Below are 24,797 nucleotides of genomic sequence, written 5' to 3' on the forward strand. Positions count from 1 at the left end.
AATGATGCAAGTAAAACCAGAACTGGAGATAGAAAAACAACTAATCACCCAACTGGTAACTGGGGAAAGTCAATGGACTTATCGAGAAGATTTAAAAACAGAAGACCAATTATGGGACAATTTCTTTACTAAACTAGCCCAAAACAACGTTGCCCTGCTAGCAGACTATCCTTTGACAGAGCAGGAAAAACGCCAGATAAAAAACCAACTCAACTTTATCAGCTACTATGATGCTGCCAAGTGGTTGGTCGGTGAAAACGGCATTGCCAAAGTCGAGGTTCAAAGAGAGGATGCAAGCCTAGGAACCATCCGCTTATCCGTCATCTGGCGAGACAATATCGCAGCTGGTAAGTCTAGCTATGAAGTTGTCAATCAAGTCGAGAGAGACAGGGCCAATCCCCTAGATCAAGACCGTAGGCTAGATGTGACCCTCCTCATCAATGGCTTGCCCATGATTCAAATTGAACTTAAAAGTCCTAGAGTTCCCTTTTTAGATGCCTTTCATCAGATTAAAAAATATGACCGCGAAGGCAAGTTCCGTGGCATCTACTCTAGTTTACAGATGTTTGTTGTGACCAATAAGGTAGACACTCGCTATATCGCTGCAGCTAGGGAAAATAAACTCAATAAGCAATTTCTAACCAAATGGGTGGATAAGGATAACCAACCTATAACGAGCTTGACGAGTTTTGCCCACGAAGTCCTTTCTATCCCTCGTGCCCATCAAATGGTCATGCAGTATTCGGTCATTGATGACAGCAAGAAAGCTCTCATCCTCTTGCGTCCCTATCAGATCCACGCCATCGAAGCAGTGCAAGAAGCCTCTCGCCAGCAAGCATCAGGCTATGTTTGGCATACAACAGGTTCAGGAAAGACCTTGACTTCTTATAAGGTAGCTCGGAATCTCCTCCAGATTCCATCTATCCAAAAGACGATTTTTGTCGTTGACCGCAGGGACTTGGACCAACAGACCACATCATCCTTCCTCTCTTATGCGACCAATGATGTCATTGATATCGACGAGACGGATAATACCCATGACCTAGTCAAGCGACTAGAAAGTAATGATAAGCGTGTCGTGGTGACCACCATCCAGAAAATCACCACCATGATGCGCAAGTTTGACCAAGGACTTTACCAGCGTGATGCGGACAAAATCAAGGGACTCCGAGTGGCCTTTGTCGTGGATGAATGCCACCGTGCCGTGACTCCACAGACACAAAAAGACATTAAAGCCTTTTTCCCACAGTCCCTTTGGTATGGATTTACAGGGACGCCTATCTTTAAGGAAAATAAACGTCAGCAAGTCGGCGACCTAGCCCAAACCACCCAGCAACAGTATGGAGACCGTCTACATGAGTATACCGTCAAGGAAGCAATCCATGATGGCGCAGTTCTAGGGTTTAAGGTCGATTACCGTAATACTCTCATCACAGATCAGTCTGAAGATCAAGTCCCAGATAGTGTCTACGAAGATGAGGAGCATATGCTGGAAGTCTTGGATGCCATTATCAATAAATCCCGCCAACAGCTAGGCTTCCAAAAGGGAGTAGGTAAGACCTACAATGCCATCCTAACCGTTAAATCCATCCCTCAAGCCCAAGCCTACTATGACCTACTCAAACGAGTCAAGGCTGGTCAGACACGTGTCAAGGTGTCGGAGAGGGTCAAGCAGGTCCTGCCTGACTTTCCAAAGGCAACCATCACCTACTCGGTCACAGAAAATGAAGAAGAGTCAAGAGCCAACCAAGACCATATGAAGCAGGTCTTGCTAGATTACAACCAAGAGTTTGATACCCACTTTACCATGGCAGATCTCCGTGGCTTTAATACGGATGTCAATAACCGCCTTGCTCGAAAACAGGATAAATACCTCTATCGCAAGGAGCAGTTGGACTTGGTTATCGTGGTCAATCGTCTCTTAACGGGATTTGATGCGCCTTGTCTATCGACCCTCTTTATCGACCGCAAACCCATGCAACCGCAGGATTTGATTCAGGCCTTTAGTCGTACCAACCGTATCTTTGATTCTAGTAAATCCTATGGTCATATCATCACTTTCCAAAAGCCTCTAGCCTTTAAGGAAGCAGTGGATAATGCCCTCAAGCTCTACTCAAATGGTGGAGAAAACGAGGTCCTAGCCCCTAGCTGGGAAGAGGAAAAGAGGAACTTTTTACGGAGTTGCAGTGATTTCCAAAATCTCATCACCGATGATCCTGAGGAAGGACTCCAAATCGAGCAGATTTCTACACCTGAGTTGAGAAAGCTCGCCAAGGCCTATCAGGTCTTTGATAAATACCTAGCTTCTATCCGAGTTTATAAAGAGTATGATGAGGAAGAAATCTACGCGCAGACAGGACTTAGCGCAGAAGAATTGGAAACCTATCTTGGCTTCTATCAAAACATCCTAGCTGAATTAAAAAGCCGAAGAGATGATGGTGGTGAGGATGGGGAACCCCTTGATATTCACTATGAACTAGAGTCTATCCAAGTGGATGAGATCAACTATGCCTATATCCTAACCTTAATCCAAAGCCTGATTGAGCAAGGTCAGAGTCAAGAAAAGAACCTAAGCGCTCAAGATAGAGAGGCAGTGGATAGCTATATTGAGAGCCTTGAGAAGACCAATCCAAATCTTGCCCAGATTATTACTGAACTATGGAAGGAAGTACAGGACAAGCCAGAAAGCTATCGTGGTCAGTCCATTGCCAATATCTTGGACCAGATGATAGAGGCGGTTATCCAGCAACATATCCAAGTCTTTAGCAAACGTTGGTATATCGGAGAGGATGAACTCCGTTACTATGTCGAGCACTACCGCAAGGGAGCCAAGAAACAACTAGGAGAGAGCCAGCTGACCAAGAGCCAGCGCTATCAGGACTATAAGATAGAAGTGGCGGATGCACTTAATCCCCTCCTCTATAAAAAACAAATCAAGGAAGCTTGTAAGCAACTTGTCGAAGAAGTCATTGAGCCACTCAGAGTGGGGAGATAGTCCTTCGAAGTTTCGAAGACATACACTTCCTAAAGTTTATATGTATTCTAAGCTGAGAATGATAAGAAATACATAAATTTATGAGTATTCTAAGCTTCGAATAGTCTAGCTGAGAAAGTTTTGAGGTCTTCGAACTTTCGAATAGTCGTCTTTCCTAAAGTTTAGATGTATTCTAAAGCTAGAAAAGTTAAAAGTTGAAAATAGTAAGAGTCTCTATCTGACAGACGGAGTGTATTTCCAGTCAGATAGGGATTTTTTGTTTCTGAAATGGCTGATTTATCCAGTAAAAGCAAGAAATAGACTGAAAAAGTGCTGTTGGGATGATAAAGTAGACAGTTGAGCGGATGAGTGTCATAAGTTCAGTGCTATTTGTTAGAATTGTCTTATCAACTTAAAGGAGAAATCTGATGAAGGAAGATAAAGAAAATGAGGAGAGTATCCTATCGGTACTTCCTCTATGGGGGCTCCTATTTTTGGTCTTTGTATTGCTTCAAGTCTATGTAGGAAAGGAGAGACCTTTGATTCAACCTGTTAGACAAAGAAGTATTGTAAAAACAGATCAAAAACAGGTCTATCTTCCAGAACTAATCCAGTCTTTATTTGATAAAGAAAAAAACAAATGATTCGTTAAATAGAAAGGTTATCATCATGACAAAAACATTCACTATCCATCCGCTAAGCTATACCAACTTTACCAACCGTGAGTTTGAAAGTCTCATGGTAGATACGGGTCAACTACTAGAAGTTTTTGCCAAGGCACATAAGGACGAGCCTATGTATGGCAAGCATCTCGATTCCTTCAAGAGCAAGCTAGCAGACTTCCAAAGCCAACTCGCTATCGTAGAAAAGAAAGAGGCGACGAATCTGACCGAAGTCGATCGAAATCGTGACAGTGCCCTAGTCGGTCTCTTTACTCTTCATCGAGGCTTTGCTAAGATCAAGGAAACCAAACTCAAAGAAGCCCATGAGACTTTGAAACCAGTCTTTGCCAAGTACAAGGACATCACCAAGCACAGTAACGATGTAGAAACGGCAGAAATCAAGAGCCTGCTTAAAACTCTAAGCGAAGAACCCTACCAGACAGCAGTGACCAGTCTAGGCCTGACACCTATGCTACAGGCGGTGACTAGTGCGCAGGAGGAGTATGATAAGGTGGAAAGTCAGGCGCGTGCGCATAAGTCTGCCAAGGAAGTCGGCAAGACCAGACAAGTTCGTACCGAACTAACCAGCATCTACGACCTCTTTATGCGCTACACCGCAGCCAGTGCAGAAGCCTATCCTGAAAAAGAACACCTGACCAAACTCCTTAAGGAACTCAATACAATCCGAGATAGTAAACGTCGATTGACTGGTTCAAGTAAGAAGGATAAAAAAGTAAAAGTAGAAGAAGCTACACAAGTGGCAGGATAAAAAATAAACGTCTTTAGATATATTATTATCTAAAGGCGTTTTTGGGTGGATTCGTGGTATAATTTTATTATGAGATAATGGAGGTTAAAAAATGAAAATTCAATATTTTAATGTTTTTTTGTGTCGAAATGGTGAGAAGACAGATTATGATTTATCTAAGTTAATTGCTAAATAGCGAAGAAACATATTGGTGGTTGATGGAAATTAATTTTTAACAATATACATAGAGGTTGTATTATGGCAAGTACTATTATCAATTTGGAACAGATTAAATTTGAAGATTCTCTAACTCCGCTTTTTAAAGGTAAGCAATTAGAGTTATCTTCAAAGAATTTTATTTATGCAAGAAACGGGTCAGGTAAATCAACATTAAGTAAAGGAATTTATAATCAAAAACAATCGGAATTTGAAGTACATGTTTTTAATGGTTTTGATTCTTTGATAGGAGAAAATGAGAATCTAGATGCTTTTTCATTAGCTGTTAATGCAAGTGAAAAAGAGGAAGAAATAAAAGAGTTAAAAGAAAAAATTACAAAAACAGAACAGGACTTGTCTTTAGTTAAAAAACTACTTGTTGAAAAAAATGGTGAGAATGAAGAACCAACTTTGTATGATGAGTGCTTAGAGAAAAGTAGAGTGTTTAATGAACAAGATAGGAAAATACAAAATTTTTATAAGGATTCTGCCAGAACTATTTCATTAAATACGGATCCTGTTATTGTAGATAACCCAAGGTCATATAATAAAAAAATTTTTGAATCAGAAATAAAAAGTGCCTGTCGTTTAGAAGAAACTGATATAAATCTTTATAGGAAGATATTGCAGAGCGTTCCGAAAGAAATTGCTCGCATTAGCGAGAAGAAAATTAATTTTGAAAATTATATAAAAGCTGTCAATGAAATTATTTCAAGTAAAGTCGTTGAACGAGTCCTTATTGATAGATTAGACAACCAAAGAAAAATCAACTTCGCTAAAGAAGGCTTAGAAATCCATAAAGAAGAAAACATATGTTCGTTTTGTGGGAATGAACTTTCTGATGAAGTATTGATGGAGTTGGAGAGATATTTTTCAGCAGATGAGGTGAAGGAACTACAAAATCGGATTAAAGTTGGTAAAGAAAAAATTACTAACTTGCTTAATGAGATTGCTGTAAATGACAAGATAAGTACTGATGATTTTTTTCCAGATCTTAAAGACGAGGTTGAAAAAGAAAGTGAGAAAGTGAATGAGTCTCTAGCAGAGCAGAAATCCTATTTAGAAATATTACTTAAAACATTAGAACAGAAAGAGAGCAATCTCTTTGTGGAAAGTGAAAAGTTAGAGTTATTTGTACCAAATAATGTGAATTATGCTGAAATAAATAGACTTATTGAAATACATAATAAAAATGTTTTAGATATTAAAAATAAACAAAAAGAGGCTAGGGATGCAATTCGATATCATGAAATAAAATTGTTACTTGAGAACTTCCAATATGATGTTCAAATAGAAAGACTAACTGTTCTTAAGAGTGAAAAAGAGGAAAAAGAATTAGTATATAGTCAAAAAGAAGATAAAAAGAAAGAATTGGAACAAAATTTAGCTGATTATCGGAGCCAGGTTGATAAATTAAAACCAAAGGCAGAAAAAGAAGCTATTGAGAGAATAAATAAAAAACTTCGTTTAAAAGTTTCTTGGGAGTTAGATCATGTAGATGATGATAACCTAGGATATTACAGAATAAAAGAAGGGGAACGATATAGAAGTGTAAAACAATTGTCAACGGGTGAGAAAAATGTCATTGCATTTTTATATTTTATTGAGCGTTTGGAGGAAGTTAAAGAAGGGAGCAGGAAGAAAAAAATAATAGTTTTTGATGATCCAATGAGTTCGAATGATGATAAAATGCAATATCTAATTATTTGGGAACTACAAAGACTTTACCAAGGTAAAGATAGAGATAAATTTAATGAAGATAGAGACATCATGGTAATTTTGACTCATAATATCCATTTTTATTTAAATGTTCAACCTCATGGTAATTTCAAAGACAAGAATGATAGAACCAAATATGATAAAAATAATTTTTATCGCATTGATCATCACGAGTTTATTAAAATTTTAAGTGAAAAAGACGATTTTAAAACTAATTATGAAGCCATGTGGGTAGAACTGAAGGATTTGTATGAGTGTGGTCATAAACTCTCAATGTTAAATACGATAAGAAGGATAATAGAAACATTTTTGAAGTTTAATGCATTGAATCAAGAAATTTTTTATAAAGACAATGAGCAGTATTTGAAATTATTTAATGTCAATTCTCATGGAATAGATGATACAACTGCAGTTCAATATACAGAAACTATTGATGAGATGAGAGCTCTTTTTTATCAAATTTTTAAAGATAATCACTATGAAGAGCATTTTAAACACTATTGGAAATTTGATGACGAGAAATGATTTTAATGTAGGATATAGAAGTAAATGGAATTTGAAAAAACAAAAAAAATAAAACTACTACTCAATCAGAGTAAGACACTGTCTAAAATTATTAATACAACTTTGAGTGATACTTCGGATGTAGTAGGAAGATACAATTCTTGTGTAGAATATGCAAAAAGTTATAATAGATTATTAAAAAGATCATATGACATACTAGATAATACTGAAGATTTAGTATTTTATAAATTGAAAAATTTAAGTCCAGATAATATGACTTGGCCACAACAGAAAACATTAATGGAAAGTGTATTAACTAATTTAGAATTTTTACTTTCTAATTTAAGTAGCTCCCTAGAATTTGTTGAGGATGAGTTTAATAATCTTGAGAATTTTATAAGAACAAAATTACGATCAGCACTTTTCAGTTTTCCCGAAAAAGAACTAGATATTCAAAATGCCTTGGAGTCTCTTTTTATTGGAAGAGGATGGTCAAAAGGTATAGATTATGATAGAGAAGCAGGGAAATTTAATTTTTCTGGTCGCGAATATATTCCTGACTTTATAATACCGAATTTAAGATTAGCTATAGAAGTAAAATTAATTAGAAAAGGTAGAAAATCTAAGATTATCGAAGAAATAAATGCAGATGTGTCCGCCTATAGTAAGCAATATTCTAAGCAAATGTATATTATTTATGATCTAGGAGAAATTAGAGATGAAATAGAGTTTCGTCGTGATATAGAACTGTTGGATGACGATATTCGTGTTCTAGTTATAAAGCATTAGAAGTAAAACAATTTAAATATGGATAGGTAATACATTTCTGACTAAAGATATAAAACTTAGTAATACATGGATATGATATGAATTTAGATAAAAAGATGATAAAAAATAATATTCCCCGAATTAGGTTTAACAATTTTAAAGCTTTTTGGGTAGAAAAAAAAATTGCAGATATAGTCAAAATATCTGCTGGTGGAGATGTAGATAAAGTAAAATTGAAAGAAAGTGGGCAATATCCCGTTATTGCAAATGCTTTGACAAACAAAGGAATCGTTGGATTTTATGACGATTATAAAGTGAAAGCTCCGGCAGTGACTGTTACAGGTCGCGGAGATGTTGGATATGCAGTAGCTCGACATGAAAATTTTACTCCGGTTGTTAGACTTCTGACTCTTCAATCGGAAAATATTGATGTTGATTATCTTGAAAATCAGATTAATTCAATGAGAATTTTAAATGAGTCTACGGGTGTTCCTCAACTAACAGCTCCTCAACTTGGGAACTACAAAGTGTATCATCCTGAAATTGATGAACAAGCCGCCATCGGCTCCCTCTTTCGCACTCTCGATGACCTTTTGGCCAGCTACAAGGACAATCTCACAAACTACCAATCCCTTAAGGCGACAATGCTTTCCAAGATGTTCCCAAAAGCTGGACAGACATTCCCTGAGATACGTTTAGATGGATTTGAAAGAAAATGGGAGAAAAAAAAGTTAATAGACTTAGTATCGCCAGTGTCCAGAAAAGTAAAAAAACCCTCCGATCCTTACTATAGATTATCGATTCGCTCACATGCTAAAGGTACCTTTAAACAATTTGTTGATGATCCTAAGAAAATTGCAATGGATAATTTATTTGAAGTTAAAGAGAGTGATTTGGTTGTAAATATTACATTTGCTTGGGAACATGCGATTGCTGTAGCTAGTAAAGAAGATGATGGTTTATTGGTTTCTCATAGGTTTCCGACATTTGTAATTGATAAATCTGATAAGAATTTTATTAGTATTTATATTAAGAGAGAAGAGTTTAGACAAAAGTTGGATTTGCTATCACCGGGTGGAGCAGGACGAAACAGAGTTTTAAATGTAAAAAATTTTATTAAGATTCAAATGATAGTTCCAGAATTGGAAGAACAACAAGCTATCGGTGCTTACTTCTCAAATCTCGATAATCTCATCAATTCTCACCAAGAGAAAATCACTCAGCTAGAAACACTCAAAAAGAAACTCTTGCAGGATATGTTTATTTAATTGAAAGGGGCTAAATATGCCAGACACAACTTTTAACCGTGAAAAGAAAACAGATAGACCTGTTATTGCGCTATGCTATGATTTTGATAAGACACTTTCTCCAGATGATATGCAGGCTCAAGGATATATCCAAACAGTACAACCAGAAGGTAGCGATATGATTGGTGATTTCTGGAAGGAGTCAAATGGTCGTGCCACGGCAAATAATATGGATAAGAACCTTGCTTATATGTATACAATGAAGAAAAAAGCACGTGGTCAGATTGTTTTTACAAAAGAGAAGTTAGCTGAGTATGGATCTCAGGTTGCACTTTTTCCTGGAGTAGAGGATTGGTTTAAACGCATAAGAGACTACGGGGATGATAAAGGGATCATTGTCGAGCATTATATTATATCTTCAGGTTTAAAAGAGATGATAGAGGGAACTACAATTGCAAAAGAGTTTAAAGAACTGTACGCAACTTCGTTCTATTTTGATGATGATGGAGTTGCTGTCTGGCCTGCTCAAGTAGTGAATTATACAAATAAGACACAGTTTCTTTTTCGTATCTCAAAGGGTGTTCTTGATGTTAATGATGAAGCGGTTAATGATTCTTTCGCACCTGACGAAATCAGAGTTCCATTTCGAAATATGATTTATCTGGGTGATAGTGACACAGATATTCCTTGTATGAAATTGGTGAATTCTCAAGGTGGTTATTCTGTCGGAGTTTTTAATCCAGATGAAAAAGATGAACTGAAGGCAAAGAATAAAGTCTATAAAATGATGAGAGATAATCGTATTTCTTACTTTGCTCCTGCAGACTACTCAGAGGGTAGTGAACTTGACGAACTCGTGAAATTGATTATTGATAAAACTGTATACAATGAAAAACTGTATGAGAAAAAGTACAATAATCAAAAAGAAGCTATTGAACAAGCTAAACCAAAAGAAGAGCAAGAGAAATTAGATTTAATCAACTCATTAGAAAGTAGTGGTAGCTTCAAAAATACTCATGCTATAGTTGAGAAGTTATCAAAATATACTAGTTGGAAACATGAAGAATTGGAAGACCTTTTACAAATTGCACTAGAAAATACACAGGTATGGCATATTTTAAATGATCCAGATATTAAAAAGTTTTACCAGTATCTTATTGAACAACTTGGTAGCAATACTGATGAGTTAATTAGAGACACAGTTGAAAATATTCAACAAAAATTTGAATCATAATTGAAGATGAGAATTGTTAGGTAGGTTATGACGGAGAATGATTTTATAAGACTAGAGAAAATTGATATCTCAATTGCAGCGCAAAATTTTGCAAATTTATTAAACGAGAATAAGACGTATTTTCTAAATGGAACTTGGGGATCAGGTAAGTCTACTTTTCTAAAACAAGTTGACAATTTAAAACTAAAAAATAAAAAAAAAGTTAAACTAGTTACCATTGATTTTTGGAGATTAAATGACAGTCGCTCGACTTTAGAAACAGTTTTTGCTAAGCTACATCCATTTGTTTACTGGGGTCTTAGATTAATTGTAATTCTATGCATTGCATTATCAATCCTAATGACTAATGTAGTTGATTTGGGTCTAAGTGTTTTTGTACCTGCTTGGGTTATATTGAGTGCAGGAGTAGTTGCTTTAATAGTCGCAATCCATCAGTTTTTGAAAATAAAATCAGACGGAATTTATAGTCGGTTGTTGACTTTTAATTTTCCTTCATGTAGGAAGAAAGTCTTAGTCGTTGATAATTTTGATAGAATGACTGAAGAACAGCAGGAAGCTAGTTATAAACTTTTCAGTTTGCTTAATGGAAAACTTCCGATTATTTTCGTTGGAGATATCGATATAATCCATCGAAATGAGAGTAATTATCTTTCAAAAATTATAGATCGACGTATTGAGCTTCCATTTGTTCTCCATCCTACAAAAATATGGGGAGATTATTTTGAACAACTAGAAAAGAGATTTGAGATAAAGCTTTCTGATAATTTTATTAATCTTGTTATGAAGGAAAATAGAAATTTACGAGACAGAGAGCACTTTAATGATTATGTTAATTTGGAATTGATTGGACGGAATAAAAAGGAGTATGTTTTAGTTGAGCAACAAATGGTTGTTATCTATCTATATATTTTTTATCCTGATATATATAATGTCTTATTAAAGATGGGAAGAATTACCGATAGTATAAAAAGGAAATATGATATAGCAGAGTCATTTATAATTTTGAGGGCGGAACCTAGCATTTATCCTTTTCCATTTTCTTCAAATACAGAGGCATATTTGATTAGTGAAATCCCTTCTAATAGGACTTTAGAAGAGTTGAATGCTATTATAGAAACTCCATCGTTATTATTAGAAGAACTGAGTGGAATGCTTAGTTCAGATTTTACCACATACATAACAACCTCTTTTTATGATAATGATTTCAATTACAGATTTCTTTTGTTTAAAACGTCATTCAAGTTGTCAGAAGAAGGAAATAATAATTGGCTGATTGATTTTATTATAATGAATATGGCTAAAATTAATATTAAATATCCAAATTATGAACTTGATCAACTTTTTAATCAACTTATAGTAGATACTAAATCAACATTTATAAGTCAAGTTGAAGGATTTTGGAGGGCAAATACAGAATTAACAGATTTTTCTGATATTCTTTATTACTCTTTTAAGCATAAAGTCATAGATAAAGAACACATTCGAGATTTAGTCACAGATATTAGTCCATTTAACAAGATGTTTTCGTCTTTTAGAAGAAAAGAGCAGATAATATTATTCTACATATACATCAATAAGATGGATGAGTATTTTTCTAAGTGGGATGAAGATCTATTAAATGTAATAAACAACCTCAACAATCAAGAGTTTATAGATTTCTTATTAGGATTTGGTTATATTCGCAGTGGTGATGACAATGAGGGTGTTTTAAAAATTAATGGAAAACCATATGTTATAGATTTTAAATTTAAAAAATTAGCAGGTGATGAGTATTTTGATAAGATCTCAAATGTATTTGATAATCGGCTAGATGAAATAAAAGATAAATAATTTTATACGAAATAGGAGAAATCATGGTATCTGTAACACAACGTATCAAAGAAATTAACCAACCTCGAGGTGGTTATCTGCCCATCAAGTTATTTTCAGTAGAGCAGTTCGAAGACCACAGAATTCTGCATCCGGTAGAGTCTGTATCTCCTAGTTTAGTGGGGATTTGTGTGGACTACTTGACTCGATTTATGAAAGGGGCAGAATCTAGTGATGCTTTTAGAATATCTCTCTTGGGAGCTCAGAAGGTGGGTATGGGAGACCTAGCAGAAGCACTTCTCGATTTGGTGACAGGATTGGACGATTTATCGATAGAAAGTGCGTGTCGTTTGGTTTCTTTTGATGTCGTTTTTCGTGCGGGGAAACAGTATTATAAGCCTTTTGAGGAAATTTCGGTGGATGCAGAAACGATAGAGAATATTCGCATCATGGTAGAGCGAAGTCTTTGCTTTTTCGACCTCTATGGTCCTTTGGTAAAGGATGGCTTTAACTTTTTGGGAGGCTATACAGATACGATTGATAAGGGGGATGGAGATTTTCTTACCAAAGATACATTATGGGATTTTAAGGTGACTAAAACAGCTCCTAATAAAGACCATACACTACAAGTCCTTGTCTACTATATCATGGGCCTACATTCCTTTGACCCTGACTTCCTGTCTATCGAAAATCTTGGATTTTATAACCCTCGAAAAAATATCGTTTATCAACTTCCAGTCTCTTCTATTCCTTTAGATTTGATTCGAACGATTGAGAATGAAGTGATTTGTTATAAATGATTGCTTGTTTAAAAAAATAATTGTAAAACTTAGAAAGAAACATTATGGAAACAACACAAACTTCCCAGTCGCTCTACCAAGCCCTGTGGAATTCAGCGGATGTTCTCCGCTCTAAGATGGATGCCAATGACTACAAGTCCTATCTCTTGGGTATGGTCTTTTACAAGTACCTGTCTGACAAGATGCTCTTTTTCGTGGCGGAGACCATGGAGGAGGAGACGGATAGTCTAGAGGCTGCCCTTGAGGTCTATCGCTCCTACTACGAGGATGCGGATACCCACGAGGATCTTCTCTCTGTTATGAGCGACGAGCTCAACTATAGTATCAAGCCTGACTTGACTTTTACTGCTCTGGTAGCAAGGGTCAATGACGGGACTTTCCAGCTGGAAGATCTAGCTCAAGGTTTTCGTGATATCGAGCAGAGTGACGACCTCTATGAAAATCTCTTTGAAGATATCGACCTCTACTCTAAAAAGCTAGGGGCTACTCCGCAAAAGCAAAACCAAACGGTAGCAGCAGTCATGAAGGAGTTGGCTGTGCTGGATGTGGCTGGTCATGCAGGCGATATGCTGGGGGATGCCTATGAGTATCTGATCGGTCAGTTTGCGACTGACTCGGGTAAGAAGGCTGGTGAGTTTTATACACCTCAGCCAGTTGCCAAGCTCATGACTCAGATTGCCTTTTTGGGTCGTGAGGATCAGCAAGGTTTTACCCTCTATGATGCGACTATGGGGTCTGGCTCTCTCTTGCTCAATGCCAAGAAATATTCTCATAAACCGCAAACGGTTGTCTATTTTGGTCAGGAGCTCAATACCTCCACTTATAACTTGGCTCGGATGAATATGATTCTACACGGGGTTCCAGTTGAGAATCAATTTCTCCACAATGCCGATACCTTGGATGAAGACTGGCCGACACAGGAACCGACCAACTTTGATGGGGTTCTCATGAACCCTCCATACTCTGCCAAGTGGTCAGCAAGTTCTGGCTTCTTGAATGATCCTCGTTTCTCTCCTTTTGGGAAACTGGCACCCCAGTCCAAGGCTGACTTTGCCTTCCTTTTACATGGTTACTACCATCTCAAGCAAGATAATGGAGTTATGGCTATCGTCCTTCCTCACGGTGTTCTTTTCCGTGGAAATGCGGAAGGGACCATTCGTAAGGCCTTGTTAGAAGAAGGGGCTATTGACACAGTTATCGGTCTTCCTGCCAATATCTTCTTTAATACCAGTATTCCGACCACGGTCATCATTCTCAAAAAGAACCGCACCAATCGTGATGTTTACTTTATCGATGCTTCTAAGGAGTTTGATAAGGGCAAAAACCAAAATATCATGACGGATGCTCATATAGAGAAGATTCTGGAAGCCTACAAATCTCGTGAGGAGATTGACAAGTTTGCCCATCTGGCAAGCTATGAAGAAATCGTCGAAAATGACTACAACCTCAATATCCCTCGCTATGTAGACACCTTTGAGGAAGAAGAAGTTGAGCCGCTGACAGACATCGTCAGCAAAATTAACGACACAAATAAAGCTATCGAAAGTCAAACAGCTTCTCTACTTGAAATGCTGAGCAAACTCCACGGAACCACACCAGAAGCCGATGCAGAACTCAAAGAGTTTTTGAAAAAATTTAAAGGGTGATGAGGAAATAAGGATATAGCAAAGGAAGTGTGCTTATGAAGTCAAATGAAAATGAAAAAAATCAAACAAGTGTAGGAATAACATTGACCTCACGTCATGAAATTAGTAGTGATTCAGATAAATCGGCTTGGGATTTTTATTTGAAATATTATGGGGAAAGTTTATATAAAGAGGGAAAAAAATTTCTTTTCTCAAATAAAGTGGAATCAATCGAAGTTAACGGAGATGTGTCTTTTAATATAGATTCTACAGTCTTTAATAAAGGTACTAAACTTTATGAGTCAATTTTAAAGGAGACCAATATTTCGGAAGGGTTAAAGGATTCTCTTGGCGTTATGCGTTATTCGCCTATGAACATCAGTATCATGCCTAAAACTGGTGGTTTAAATATCATAAAAAAATCTTTAGGGAACGATAGATTTGATACTTTTGCTTACTTTATTAATCAATATTATGAAGGCTTTAAAACTCCCATCATTAATGCTGGTTCTTTAACAATGGGAATTGGGAATAGATTGTTTTTAGAAAAATTTTTGGATAGCTATAAAACTGCTGGAGAGTTCTTTGAAGATATCTATGGTATTGATGAAACATTTGTTAGCGAATTGATAGAATCAGGTAAGTCTCTAATAATAAATAGAGAAGACTACTGTAATTACATGAAATTAGCTTGTAAGTATTGGGAGTTGAGACTAAAACAGAAGAAAATTAAGAATTACATAGATAGTAGTATGATTAAAAACTATCAAAATCATTTGAATACCATTTTAAACGAGATTGAAATACTAGAAAATAGTATTAATAAGCAATAAAGCATACTTCAAGAGTCTACTTTATAGGACTGTTACTTTGTTTCCATATTTCCTGGAAACGGATAGATAGCAAGGAGAAACATGGAACAAACTAACCAAAAATCCCAGTGCCAACAACTCTGGGCTAGAAACAAATATCTCGTTTTGAGCCATTCCAGCAATATTTACAATGAGATTCGTCAATATCTCAAGAATGAACAGGTGGAGGTAAGTCATGTTCAAGAACTGATCGACCGTGCCTGTCAAATCCCAGAGCATAGAGGTCAGGTTTGTAATGCCTTTCAGCATATTTGGGGCTATTTCAAAAAGAAAGCGACAGATGCCGAGCGTAAGGACTATATGCTCTTGCTGGATCGCTACCGCTTTGGTCAAGTTTCCAAGGAAGACTTGATTACTAAAACTCGAGAGTTGCTTGATCGCTATCCGAATACCTACTTGCAACATTCGACCTTACTGAAAGGAGACACCTATGAGACTTTGGCATGAGGCTTTGATTTCACAACTTCCCCGTCCACAGCTTTTGGGGCAACACCGAGAGTGCTGTGCCCTTCGTGGCAATGGCTGGGGCAGAAAGCATGCGACGGTGGACTATGTCTTTACCCACTCGCCCTATCGTCTCTATGCCTATCATCGCTTGATCATGGAGGAGATGGCCGACCGTGGCTATAATGTCAGTCCAGAGTGGCTGGACAAGGACTACCGAGGTAAGACCTGCCCTCCTTATCAAGACTTGCCTGAGGAGAACCTAGGTAATCCCGTCTATAGTGAGCATGACGCAGGATACTATGAGGAGTGCTTAGCTAATCTTCGTGAGAAGGGGATTGAGCTGGAGTAAGAGTCAGACTTATCTCCAATTTATAACTCTTCTCGTAATTTTTTCGAATAATAAAAATGAGACCTTTAGATTTTTTCTAAGGTCTTCTTTTTATGAGTGTTAAGATTTACTTTCAATAACTTTTGAGTTATAATTTAATTAGAAAGAGGCTACTTGGTTCATACGATTTACTTCTATAAGGACAAAAATGGAAACGAGCCAGTCTTAGATTATATGAGAGAATTGGCTAGTCAGAAAAGTAAGGATAGTCGCATCAAACTCAATAAACTAAACGACTATATCGAGTTGCTTAGTCAGCATGGGACTAGAGCAGGTGAACCCTATATCAAACATTTGGAAGATGAGATTTGGGAGCTTAGACCTCTTAGGGATAGGATATTATTTGTGGCTTGGCTTGGTGGGAGTTTCGTTCTCTTACATCATTTTGCCAAAAAGACTCAGAAAACTCCTAGAAGAGAAATTGAAAAAGCCAAGCGTGAACTGAATGACATAAAAGAAAGAGGGTTAAGTGATGAAGAATAGGGCTATTGGGAGTAATTGGAAGGATGTCCGATCTGAACTCCTTACCAAGGAGGAAATTCTTGAAAGTGATATGCGAGTGGCTATTATGAGTGAGTTGATTGAGGCTAGACATGAGCAAGGTATTAGTCAGAAAAAGCTAGAGGAACTCAGTGGGGTAAGCCAGCCTGTCATAGCTAGGATGGAAACAGGAAAGACTAGTCCTCAGTTGGATACGGTCTTGAAAGTCTTAGCCAGTTTAGGAAAGACACTAGCAGTCGTCCCACTTGAACAGGAAAAAAGTTGATAGAGATGAGATTACTTGGTTGGCTAAAATTATCCACAGAACAATTTTACCTCCCGTCCGCACTTTTCAAGGGAAATATCAAAAATACCAAAGGAAAATCAACCTATAGTCTTTTCTAATAACAAGCCATAGTCACTTATAAGAATCATCAATAGCTTGTTTGAGCATTTCATCTAAATCACAACATAAAACAAGCTATACAAAGGATTTGAGGCACTGGTCTCAAGTCCTTTTCTTTTGTCTAAAAGAGAGATATAGTTTCAAACTATATCAAAGCCTAATTATTTACAATTATACAGACACTTTCTTTTCTGTTAAGATAGTTTCAACAACAAATTTTGGAGGACACATCATGTCAACTACGATCATCGGTTTCCCACGTTTGGGCGAATTCCGCGAATTAAAATTTACAACTGAAAAATACTTTAGAAAAGAAATCTCAGAAGAAGAACTCTTGGCTGCAGCAAAAGAATTGCGTGCGAAACACTGGAACATTGTCAAAGAAAAAGGCATCACTGAAATCCCATCAAATGACTTTTCTCACTATGACAACTTCCTAGATGCAGCCTTCCTCTTCAACGTGGTGCCTGCATCCGTTCAAAACTTGGACTTGTCTGACCTTGAGCGCTACTTTGCTTTGGCGCGTGGTTACCAAGGGGAAAAAGGGGACGTTCGCGCCCTTCCAATGAAGAAATGGTTCAACACTAACTATCACTACATCGTTCCTAAATTTGAAAAAGACACTCAAGTCAAATTGGCTGGTCACAAGATTTTTGATGAGTTCCAAGAAGCCAAAGAACTTGGTCTCAATACTCGTCCTGTTCTTGTAGGTCCATTCACTTTCCTCCAATTGTCAGACTTTGAAGAAGGCGTAAAAGCAGAAGACTTCGTAGATAGCTTAGTAGCTGCCTACCAAGAAGTTTTTGCAAAATTGGCTGAACTTGGTGCGACTCGCATCCAGTTGGACGAAGCGGCTCTTGTCAAAGATTTGACAGCTGAAGAAAAAGCTCTCTTCTTGAACATCTACAACAAACTTTTGGCTGACAAGAAAGGTCTTGAAGTCTTGCTTCAAACTTACTTCGGAGATGTTCGTGACGTTTATGCTGACCTTGTCAAATTACCAGTAGATGCCATCGGTCTTGACTTCGTTGAAGGTAAGAAAACTCTTGAATTGGTTAAAGGTGGTTTCCCAGCTGACAAGACTCTCTATGCAGGGATTGTCAATGGTAAAAACATCTGGCGCAACAACTACGAAAAGAGCTTGGCTGTTCTTGAGCAAATCCCAGCTGAAAACATTGTCTTGACAAGCTCATGCTCACTTCTTCATGTGCCATTTACAACTGCTAATGAAGAATTTGAACCAGCTATCTTGAATCACTTTGCTTTTGCGGTTGAAAAATTGGAAGAACTTCGTGACTTGGATGCTATCCGCAATGGTCAAGGTGAAGAAGCACTTGCGGCCAACAAAGAACTCTTTGCGACTGAGCGTGTGGGCGAAAATGCTGAACTCCGTGCTCGTATTGCTGGCTTGACAGACGCTGACTACACTCGTTTGCCAGCCTTTGCAGAACGTGAAGCGATCCAAGAAGAAACTTTCAAACTTCCAGCTCTTCCAACAACAACCATCGGTTCATTCCCTCAAACTAAGGAAGTCCGTGCCAAACGTTTGGCCTTCCGTAAGGGTGAATTGTCACAAGAAGAATACGATGCCTTCCTTGCTGAAACCATCGACGAATGGATCAAATGGCAAGAAGAAGTTGGATTTGATGTGCTTGTACACGGTGAATTCGAGCGTAATGACATGGTTGAGTACTTCGGTCAAAACTTGTCAGGTTACCTCTTCTCTAAGAATGGTTGGGTACAATCATACGGTATGCGTGGGGTTAAACCACCAATCATCTGGGGAGATGTCACTCGTCTTAACCCAATCACTGTCAAATGGTCTAGCTACGCACAAAGCCGTACTGACAAACCTGTTAAAGGTATGTTGACTGGACCTGTTACCATCCTCAATTGGTCATTCCCACGTGAAGACATCTCTATCAAGGATTCGACTCTTCAAATCGCTCTTGCAATCAAGGATGAAGTTCTTGACCTTGAAGCTGCAGGTGTGAAGATTATCCAAATCGACGAGGCCGCTCTTCGTGAGAAATTGCCACTTCGTCGTAGCGACTGGTACGAAGATTACCTTGACTGGGCTATTCCAGCCTTCCGCTTGGTACACTCTACAGTAGCGCCAGACACACAAATCCACACTCACATGTGTTACTCAGAATTTACAGATATCATCCCAGCTATCGACAACATGGATGCGGACGTTATTTCCTTTGAAGCAAGCCGTTCAAACCTTGAAATCTTGGACGAACTCAAAGCGAAGAACTTCCAAACAGAAGTGGGACCTGGGGTTTACGATATCCACTCACCTCGTGTACCTAACGAAGGCGAAATCGACCACACTATCGAAGCTATCCTTGCAAAAGTACCAAGCAAGAAAGTTTGGATCAACCCTGACTGTGGTTTGAAAACACGTGGTATCCCAGAAACAAAAGAAAGCTTGATCCGCCTTGTCGAAGCAGCCAAAGCTGCGCGTGAGAAATTGTAAGATTAGATTTCTCGCTTGACACAGTTTGATCAAGGAACTGCTTAGCCCTATCTAGCTAAGCACTATCGAAATCAAAGAAAAGGATAATGACTATGTCACGCCAAACACCGTCACTCTCATTTGAAGTGTTCCCTCCAAACCCAGCTGTGGGTAATGATAAGATTATTTCTGCTCTTCAAAATATGCAGGAGCTAGCGCCACACTTTATCAGTGTGACGGCTAGTAATAATAAATTTAATATCAAGGAAACGACGGTTCGTTTGGCTGACTTTATCCAGAATGATTTGGCGATTCCAACCATTGCCCACTTGCCAGCTATCTATCTGACCAAGGAAAAGGTTGCTGAAACTATTGCGGAATTGGACAAGGTTGGGGTACAGAAAATCTTGGCCTTGCGTGGGGATATCATCCCTGATGTGGTGCCACAAAAGGATTTCCGCTACGCAACGGACTTAATCGAGTTCATCAAGGAACAAGCCCCTCACTTTGATATTGTCGGAGCTTGCTACCCAGAGGGACACCCCGATTCGCCAAACCAGATCTCGGATATCCAAAATCTCAAGAAGAAAGTGGATGCAGGCTGTTCAAGTCTCGTAACCCAACTTTTCTTTGACAATGAGCGTTTCTATGATTTCCAAGACAAGTGTACCTTGGCAGGGATTGATGTTCCCATTCATGCGGGTATCATGCCCATTCTTAACCGAAATCAAGCGCTTCGTCTCTTGAAAACGTGTGAGAATATTCATCTTCCGCGCAAATTCAAGGCCATCTTAGACAAGTATGAGCATGACCCTGAGTCGCTCAGAGCAGCAGGACTTGCCTATGCAGTGGATCAGATAGTGGACTTGGTGACCCAGGATGTCGCAGGTGTGCATCTCTACACCATGAACAATGCTGAAACAGCCAAATACATCCACCAAGCAACCCATGCCTTGTTTAATCATCAGTCTTTAGGATAATCGATTCTTTAACCACTGAGACGGTAGCTTGTCATTTACATGCTTTTAAATGAAAAATGACAGTTGCGAAAGCCAAAGAATTTGCTAAATAAAATAAACAACAAACCATTCCTCTTTTCATGGGGGAATGGTTCTTTTTTAATAGAAAAGCCCGCACTTTTTAAGAAAAATATGATAAAATAGACTCTGTACGTACTTGATACAAAGATGAGGGTATTTAAGCTATAGAAGTTTTTATTAAAACCTGATAATAGGTGTCTATAAAAAGATATTTCACGCTATAGTGGTATCTTAGATGATAACAATGTTATTATCTAAGACGGGATTTTTGAGATATTTGGTTCAAAAATTAGGGATGAAATTCCACTGGATTTCTAAAATCATCCACTGGATAATTTTACCTCCCGTCCGCACTATTCCAGTGAAATATCAAGAAAACGACTTAATTGAATTTTGGTCTCATTTCTTAGGAAAAAAGATAAGCTTCTTAGCACTCATCGAGTGCGGCGTTACCTTCCTATTTTTCTACAGAAATGTTCGGCAAGCCGAACCGTCCAAAATATCTTGATTAATTGAACACGCCTACAACTCTGTGGAAAAAGATAAATCTACCTAGGAGCAGTCGCTCCGTCGTTCGATTTCCTATTCTCCTTTGAGTTGCTTAACGGCTTAGTATCTTGATCTTTGTAGGCAAGGCGTATAATTTCATCAATCCAAAGGGGATTAAAATGACAAAACAAGTGTTTCAAACGACTTTTGCGGGTCGTGAGTTAATCGTAGAGACTGGTCAGGTTGCTAAGCAAGCAAATGGCTCGGTTGTTGTGCGTTACGGTGAGTCAACTGTCCTGACTGCTGCCGTTATGTCTAAGAAGATGGCAACTGGGGATTTCTTCCCACTTCAAGTCAACTATGAAGAAAAAATGTATGCGGCTGGGAAGTTTCCTGGTGGCTTTATGAAACGTGAAGGACGTCCTTCAACAGATGCGACCTTGACAGCGCGTTTGATTGACCGTCCAATCCGTCCGATGTTTGCGGAAGGTTTCCGTAACGAAGTCCAAGTTATCAACACCGTTCTTTCTTACGATGAAAATGCATCTGCACCAATGGCAGCTATGTTTGGTTCATCATTGGCATTATCTATCTCAGATATTCCATTTGACGGACCAATCGCTGGGGTACAAGTAGGCTATGTTGACGGGGAAATCATCATCAACCCTACTCAAGAACAAGCAGAGCAATCTCTTCTTGAATTGACAGTAGCTGGTACCAAACACGCTATCAACATGGTAGAGTCTGGCGCCAAAGAATTGTCAGAAGAAATCATGTTGGAAGCTCTTCTCAAAGGGCACGAAGCAGTCAAAGAATTGATTGCCTTCCAAGAAGAAATCGTTGCTGCTGTTGGTAAGGAAAAAGCAGAAGTGGAATTGCTTCATGTAGACGCTGACTTGCAGGCTGAAATCATCGCAGCCTACAACAGCGACCTCCAAAAAGCGATCCAAGTAGAAGAAAAATTGGCTCGTGAAGCTGCAACTCAAGCAGTTAAAAATCAAGTGACTGCAGTGTATGAAGAAAAATATGCGGACCACGAAGAATTTGACCGTATCATGCGTGATGTGGCTGAAATCTTGGAACAAATGGAACACGCTGAAGTGCGCCGTTTGATTACAGAAGACAAGGTGCGTCCTGATGGGCGTAAGGTCGATGAGATCCGTCCTTTGGATGCGGTTGTTGACTTCCTTCCTCGTGTGCACGGTTCAGGTCTCTTCACTCGTGGACAAACTCAGGCCCTTTCAGTTTTGACCTTGGCTCCGATGGGAGAAACTCAAATCATCGATGGTTTGGACCCAGAGTACAAGAAACGCTTTATGCACCACTATAACTTCCCTCAATACTCTGTAGGGGAAACAGGTCGTTACGGAGCCCCTGGTCGTCGTGAAATTGGTCACGGTGCTCTTGGTGAGCGTGCTCTTGCTCAAGTCTTGCCAAGTTTGGAAGAATTCCCATACGCGATCCGCTTGGTAGCTGAGGTCTTGGAATCAAATGGTTCTTCTTCTCAAGCTTCTATCTGTGCGGGAACGCTTGCCCTTATGGCTGGTGGTGTGCCAATCAAGGCACCAGTAGCTGGTATTGCCATGGGTCTTATCTCAGATGGAAATAACTATACAGTATTGACAGATATCCAAGGGTTGGAAGACCACTTTGGAGACATGGACTTTAAGGTTGCCGGTACTCGCGACGGGATTACAGCCCTTCAAATGGATATCAAGATCCAAGGGATTACTGCAGAAATCTTGACTGAGGCTCTTGCTCAAGCCAAGAAAGCACGTTTTGAAATTCTTGATGTGATTGAAGAAACAATCCCAGAAGTGCGTCCAGAATTGGCTCCAACTGCTCCAAAAATTGACACCATCAAGATTGATGTGGACAAAATCAAGATTGTCATCGGTAAGGGTGGAGAAACCATTGACAAGATTATCGCTGAAACAGGCGTTAAGATTGATATCGACGAAGAAGGTAATGTGTCCATCTATTCTAGCGACCAAGATGCCATTAACCGTACCAAAGAAATCATCGCTGGCTTGGTTCGTGAGGCGAAAGTGGATGAAGTTTACCATGCTAAGGTTGTTCGTATCGAGAAATTTGGTGCCTTTGTCAACCTCTTTGATAAGACAGATGCACTTGTGCACATTTCTGAAATGGCTTGGACTCGTACCAACCGTGTCGAAGACTTGGTAGCTATCGGTGATGAAGTCGACGTTAAGGTTATCAAGATTGATGAAAAAGGCCGTATCGATGCCTCTATGAAAGTTCTTCTTCCTCGTCCGCCAAAACCTGAGCATGATGAAAAAGGAGAAAAGTCTGAGCGACCTCACCGTCCACGTCATCACAAGGACCACAAACCTAAGAAAGAAGTTACAGAAACACCAAAAGATTCAGAATAAGAAAAGGAGAAATGTATGGGATGGTGGCGCGAAACCATTGATATTGTAAAAGAAAATGATCCAGCGGCACGCAACAGTTTGGAAGTTTTGCTGACTTATCCAGGTGTCAAGGCCTTGGCTGCCCATCGTCTCTCGCATTTTCTCTGGAAGCACGGCTTCAAACTCCTAGCTCGGATGCACAGTCAGTTTTGGCGCTTTTGGACTCAGATTGAGATTCATCCGGGTGCCCAGATTGACTCAGGTGTTTTTATCGACCATGGTTCTGGCTTGGTGATTGGAGAGACAGCGATTGTTGAAAAAGGCGTTCTTCTCTATCACGGAGTAACACTTGGTGGAACAGGGAAGGATGTTGGGAAACGCCATCCGACTGTGCGTAAAGGAGCTCTCATATCAGCCCATGCCCAAGTCATCGGACCGGTAGAAATCGGTGAAAATGCCAAAGTCGGTGCTGCTGCAGTAGTCGTGGCAGACGTACCAAGTGATGTGACAGTTGTCGGTATTCCAGCTAAGATCGTCCGAGTTCATGGACAGAAGGATGAACCAACGATCCACGAAGTCGAAGAAAAACGCGAGTACTACGTCAATAAACTCGAGCATGCTAGAGAAGCCAGCCACAGATCGTCGGGATTGTAAAGGATATTTATATGATTATAGCAAGAAACAAGTTAAGCCCAAAGGAGTTATCTGAGGCGAAAGTCCTAATTAACTGTTGCCAAAAATATGACGGTACCTACCGTGAACCCTATCTCTCTAACATGCTTAATTTTGACCCAAACATGCCCGCCTTTTTCCTTTATTACGAAAAAAGTGAACTTGTTGGTTTATTAACTGTCTATGCTGATGACCAAGATGTGGAAGTAGCGATACTGGTTCATCCAGAACATCGCCGACAGGGAATTGCGCGTGCTTTGTTTAATAGTTTTGAGAAAGAAACGGCTTCTTTCCCCATTCGGTCAGTCACTTTTCAGACAGAACGTATTTTTTTAGAGAATCATCCTGACTTTGCCAGTAACTGGGGACTAATCGAGGATGAAGAGACAGAAACTTGGTTAGGTAAGGATAGAAGACCTTATCCGTTAGCAAATGTTTCCAATCTGGAAGTTTTGTTAGCAGATAGTTCATTTCAGAATCAAATTAGTCAGTTGAAATTTCAGGTATTTTCAGAGGAACATGAATCTAGAGAAGTTGTGGATAGATATGTCGCCGAAGCTCTGAAAGATCCAGAAAGTCGCCTATACATTTTATTAAAAAACGGTCAGGTCATTGGAACTTGCACAGTTGATTTATCAAGTAATACTAATTACCTCTATGGTTTAGTAATACTGGAACTTGAACGTGGAAAAGGCTATGGAAGCTATTTTGTAAAATCTCTTGTCAACCAACTGATTGAGCAAAATGACAGGGAGTTTCAAATTGCAGTAGAAGATAGTAATGTAGGTGCCAAGCGCTTGTATGAAAAAATTGGCTTTGTCAAACAGACTCAGGTAGTTTATCTGAATGAGAAAGAATAGAAAA

At 38.8% G+C, this 24,797-nt stretch carries 20 protein-coding genes; all 20 read left to right on the plus strand.

Annotated elements, in window-relative coordinates; genetic code table 11:
- Nucleotide 1 precedes the first annotated feature (1 nt).
- The 20 genes from E2R31_RS06635 (at nt 2) to E2R31_RS06735 (ending at nt 24,793) form a co-directional block, all read left to right on the plus strand.
- Nucleotides 2–2,995: a type I restriction endonuclease subunit R gene (locus tag E2R31_RS06635; RefSeq protein WP_132973570.1), complete on the plus strand. Its 2,994-nt coding sequence runs from the start codon at nt 2–4 to the stop codon at nt 2,993–2,995.
- Between the two features lie 407 nt (nt 2,996–3,402).
- Nucleotides 3,403–3,618, plus strand: coding sequence for a hypothetical protein (locus E2R31_RS06640; protein ID WP_132973572.1), 216 nt, complete (start codon nt 3,403–3,405; stop codon nt 3,616–3,618).
- A 25-nt stretch (nt 3,619–3,643) separates the two neighbouring features.
- Entirely contained in the window at nt 3,644–4,405 is a 762-nt protein-coding gene (locus E2R31_RS09840; RefSeq protein WP_165941800.1) for a DUF6261 family protein, read from the plus strand.
- 237 nt (nt 4,406–4,642) lie between these two features.
- Nucleotides 4,643–6,844, plus strand: coding sequence for an AAA family ATPase (locus E2R31_RS06650; protein ID WP_132973574.1), 2,202 nt, complete (start codon nt 4,643–4,645; stop codon nt 6,842–6,844).
- 24 nt (nt 6,845–6,868) lie between these two features.
- Nucleotides 6,869–7,612 (plus strand): PD-(D/E)XK nuclease domain-containing protein, encoded by a 744-nt coding sequence (locus E2R31_RS06655; protein WP_132973576.1) that lies wholly within the window; start codon nt 6,869–6,871, stop codon nt 7,610–7,612.
- Between the two features lie 95 nt (nt 7,613–7,707).
- Nucleotides 7,708–8,859: a restriction endonuclease subunit S gene (locus E2R31_RS06660; RefSeq protein ID WP_132974232.1), complete on the plus strand. Its 1,152-nt coding sequence runs from the start codon at nt 7,708–7,710 to the stop codon at nt 8,857–8,859.
- Nucleotides 8,860–8,875: 16 nt separating this feature from the next.
- On the plus strand, nt 8,876–10,072 hold the full coding sequence (locus E2R31_RS06665) for an HAD family hydrolase (protein ID WP_132973578.1): 1,197 nt from the start codon (nt 8,876–8,878) through the stop codon (nt 10,070–10,072).
- A 27-nt stretch (nt 10,073–10,099) separates the two neighbouring features.
- Entirely contained in the window at nt 10,100–11,902 is a 1,803-nt protein-coding gene (locus E2R31_RS06670) for a P-loop NTPase fold protein (protein ID WP_132973580.1), read from the plus strand.
- Between the two features lie 23 nt (nt 11,903–11,925).
- The gene (locus tag E2R31_RS06675) at nt 11,926–12,681 is read left to right on the plus strand and encodes a hypothetical protein (protein ID WP_132973582.1); all 756 of its coding nucleotides are present in this window, start codon (nt 11,926–11,928) and stop codon (nt 12,679–12,681) included.
- 44 nt (nt 12,682–12,725) lie between these two features.
- A complete protein-coding gene (locus E2R31_RS06680) occupies nt 12,726–14,327 on the plus strand; it encodes a type I restriction-modification system subunit M (protein WP_132973584.1) in 1,602 nt (533 codons plus the stop codon).
- 35 nt (nt 14,328–14,362) lie between these two features.
- A complete protein-coding gene (locus tag E2R31_RS06685) occupies nt 14,363–15,139 on the plus strand; it encodes a hypothetical protein (RefSeq protein ID WP_000840048.1) in 777 nt (258 codons plus the stop codon).
- A gap of 81 nt (nt 15,140–15,220) precedes the next feature.
- The gene (locus E2R31_RS06690) at nt 15,221–15,625 is read left to right on the plus strand and encodes a YbgA family protein (protein ID WP_000438482.1); all 405 of its coding nucleotides are present in this window, start codon (nt 15,221–15,223) and stop codon (nt 15,623–15,625) included.
- Complete coding sequence (locus E2R31_RS06695; RefSeq protein ID WP_001241795.1) at nt 15,609–15,974, plus strand: TIGR02328 family protein; 366 nt, start codon at nt 15,609–15,611, stop codon at nt 15,972–15,974. Before E2R31_RS06690 ends, E2R31_RS06695 begins: the two co-directional genes overlap by 17 nt.
- Before the next feature lie 213 nt (nt 15,975–16,187).
- Entirely contained in the window at nt 16,188–16,496 is a 309-nt protein-coding gene (locus tag E2R31_RS06700) for a type II toxin-antitoxin system RelE/ParE family toxin (RefSeq protein ID WP_050547201.1), read from the plus strand.
- Nucleotides 16,486–16,779, plus strand: coding sequence for a helix-turn-helix domain-containing protein (locus E2R31_RS06705; RefSeq protein WP_000796006.1), 294 nt, complete (start codon nt 16,486–16,488; stop codon nt 16,777–16,779). The genes E2R31_RS06700 and E2R31_RS06705 overlap by 11 nt, the downstream gene beginning before the upstream one ends.
- Before the next feature lie 352 nt (nt 16,780–17,131).
- Complete coding sequence (gene metE, locus E2R31_RS06710) at nt 17,132–19,381, plus strand: 5-methyltetrahydropteroyltriglutamate--homocysteine S-methyltransferase (protein WP_132973586.1); 2,250 nt, start codon at nt 17,132–17,134, stop codon at nt 19,379–19,381.
- 92 nt (nt 19,382–19,473) lie between these two features.
- Nucleotides 19,474–20,340 (plus strand): methylenetetrahydrofolate reductase [NAD(P)H], encoded by an 867-nt coding sequence (gene metF / locus E2R31_RS06715; RefSeq protein WP_132973588.1) that lies wholly within the window; start codon nt 19,474–19,476, stop codon nt 20,338–20,340.
- Nucleotides 20,341–21,068: 728 nt separating this feature from the next.
- Nucleotides 21,069–23,282: a polyribonucleotide nucleotidyltransferase gene (gene pnp / locus E2R31_RS06725; protein WP_132973590.1), complete on the plus strand. Its 2,214-nt coding sequence runs from the start codon at nt 21,069–21,071 to the stop codon at nt 23,280–23,282.
- A gap of 15 nt (nt 23,283–23,297) precedes the next feature.
- Nucleotides 23,298–23,915, plus strand: a complete 618-nt coding sequence (gene cysE, locus E2R31_RS06730; RefSeq protein WP_125848259.1) for a serine O-acetyltransferase — start codon at nt 23,298–23,300, stop codon at nt 23,913–23,915.
- A gap of 11 nt (nt 23,916–23,926) precedes the next feature.
- Nucleotides 23,927–24,793, plus strand: a complete 867-nt coding sequence (locus E2R31_RS06735) for a GNAT family N-acetyltransferase (RefSeq protein WP_125848261.1) — start codon at nt 23,927–23,929, stop codon at nt 24,791–24,793.
- Nucleotides 24,794–24,797: the final 4 nt, after the last annotated feature.

Source organism: Streptococcus downii, assembly GCF_004353325.1.
In the GTDB taxonomy this organism is placed as follows: Bacteria; Bacillota; Bacilli; order Lactobacillales; family Streptococcaceae; genus Streptococcus; species Streptococcus downii.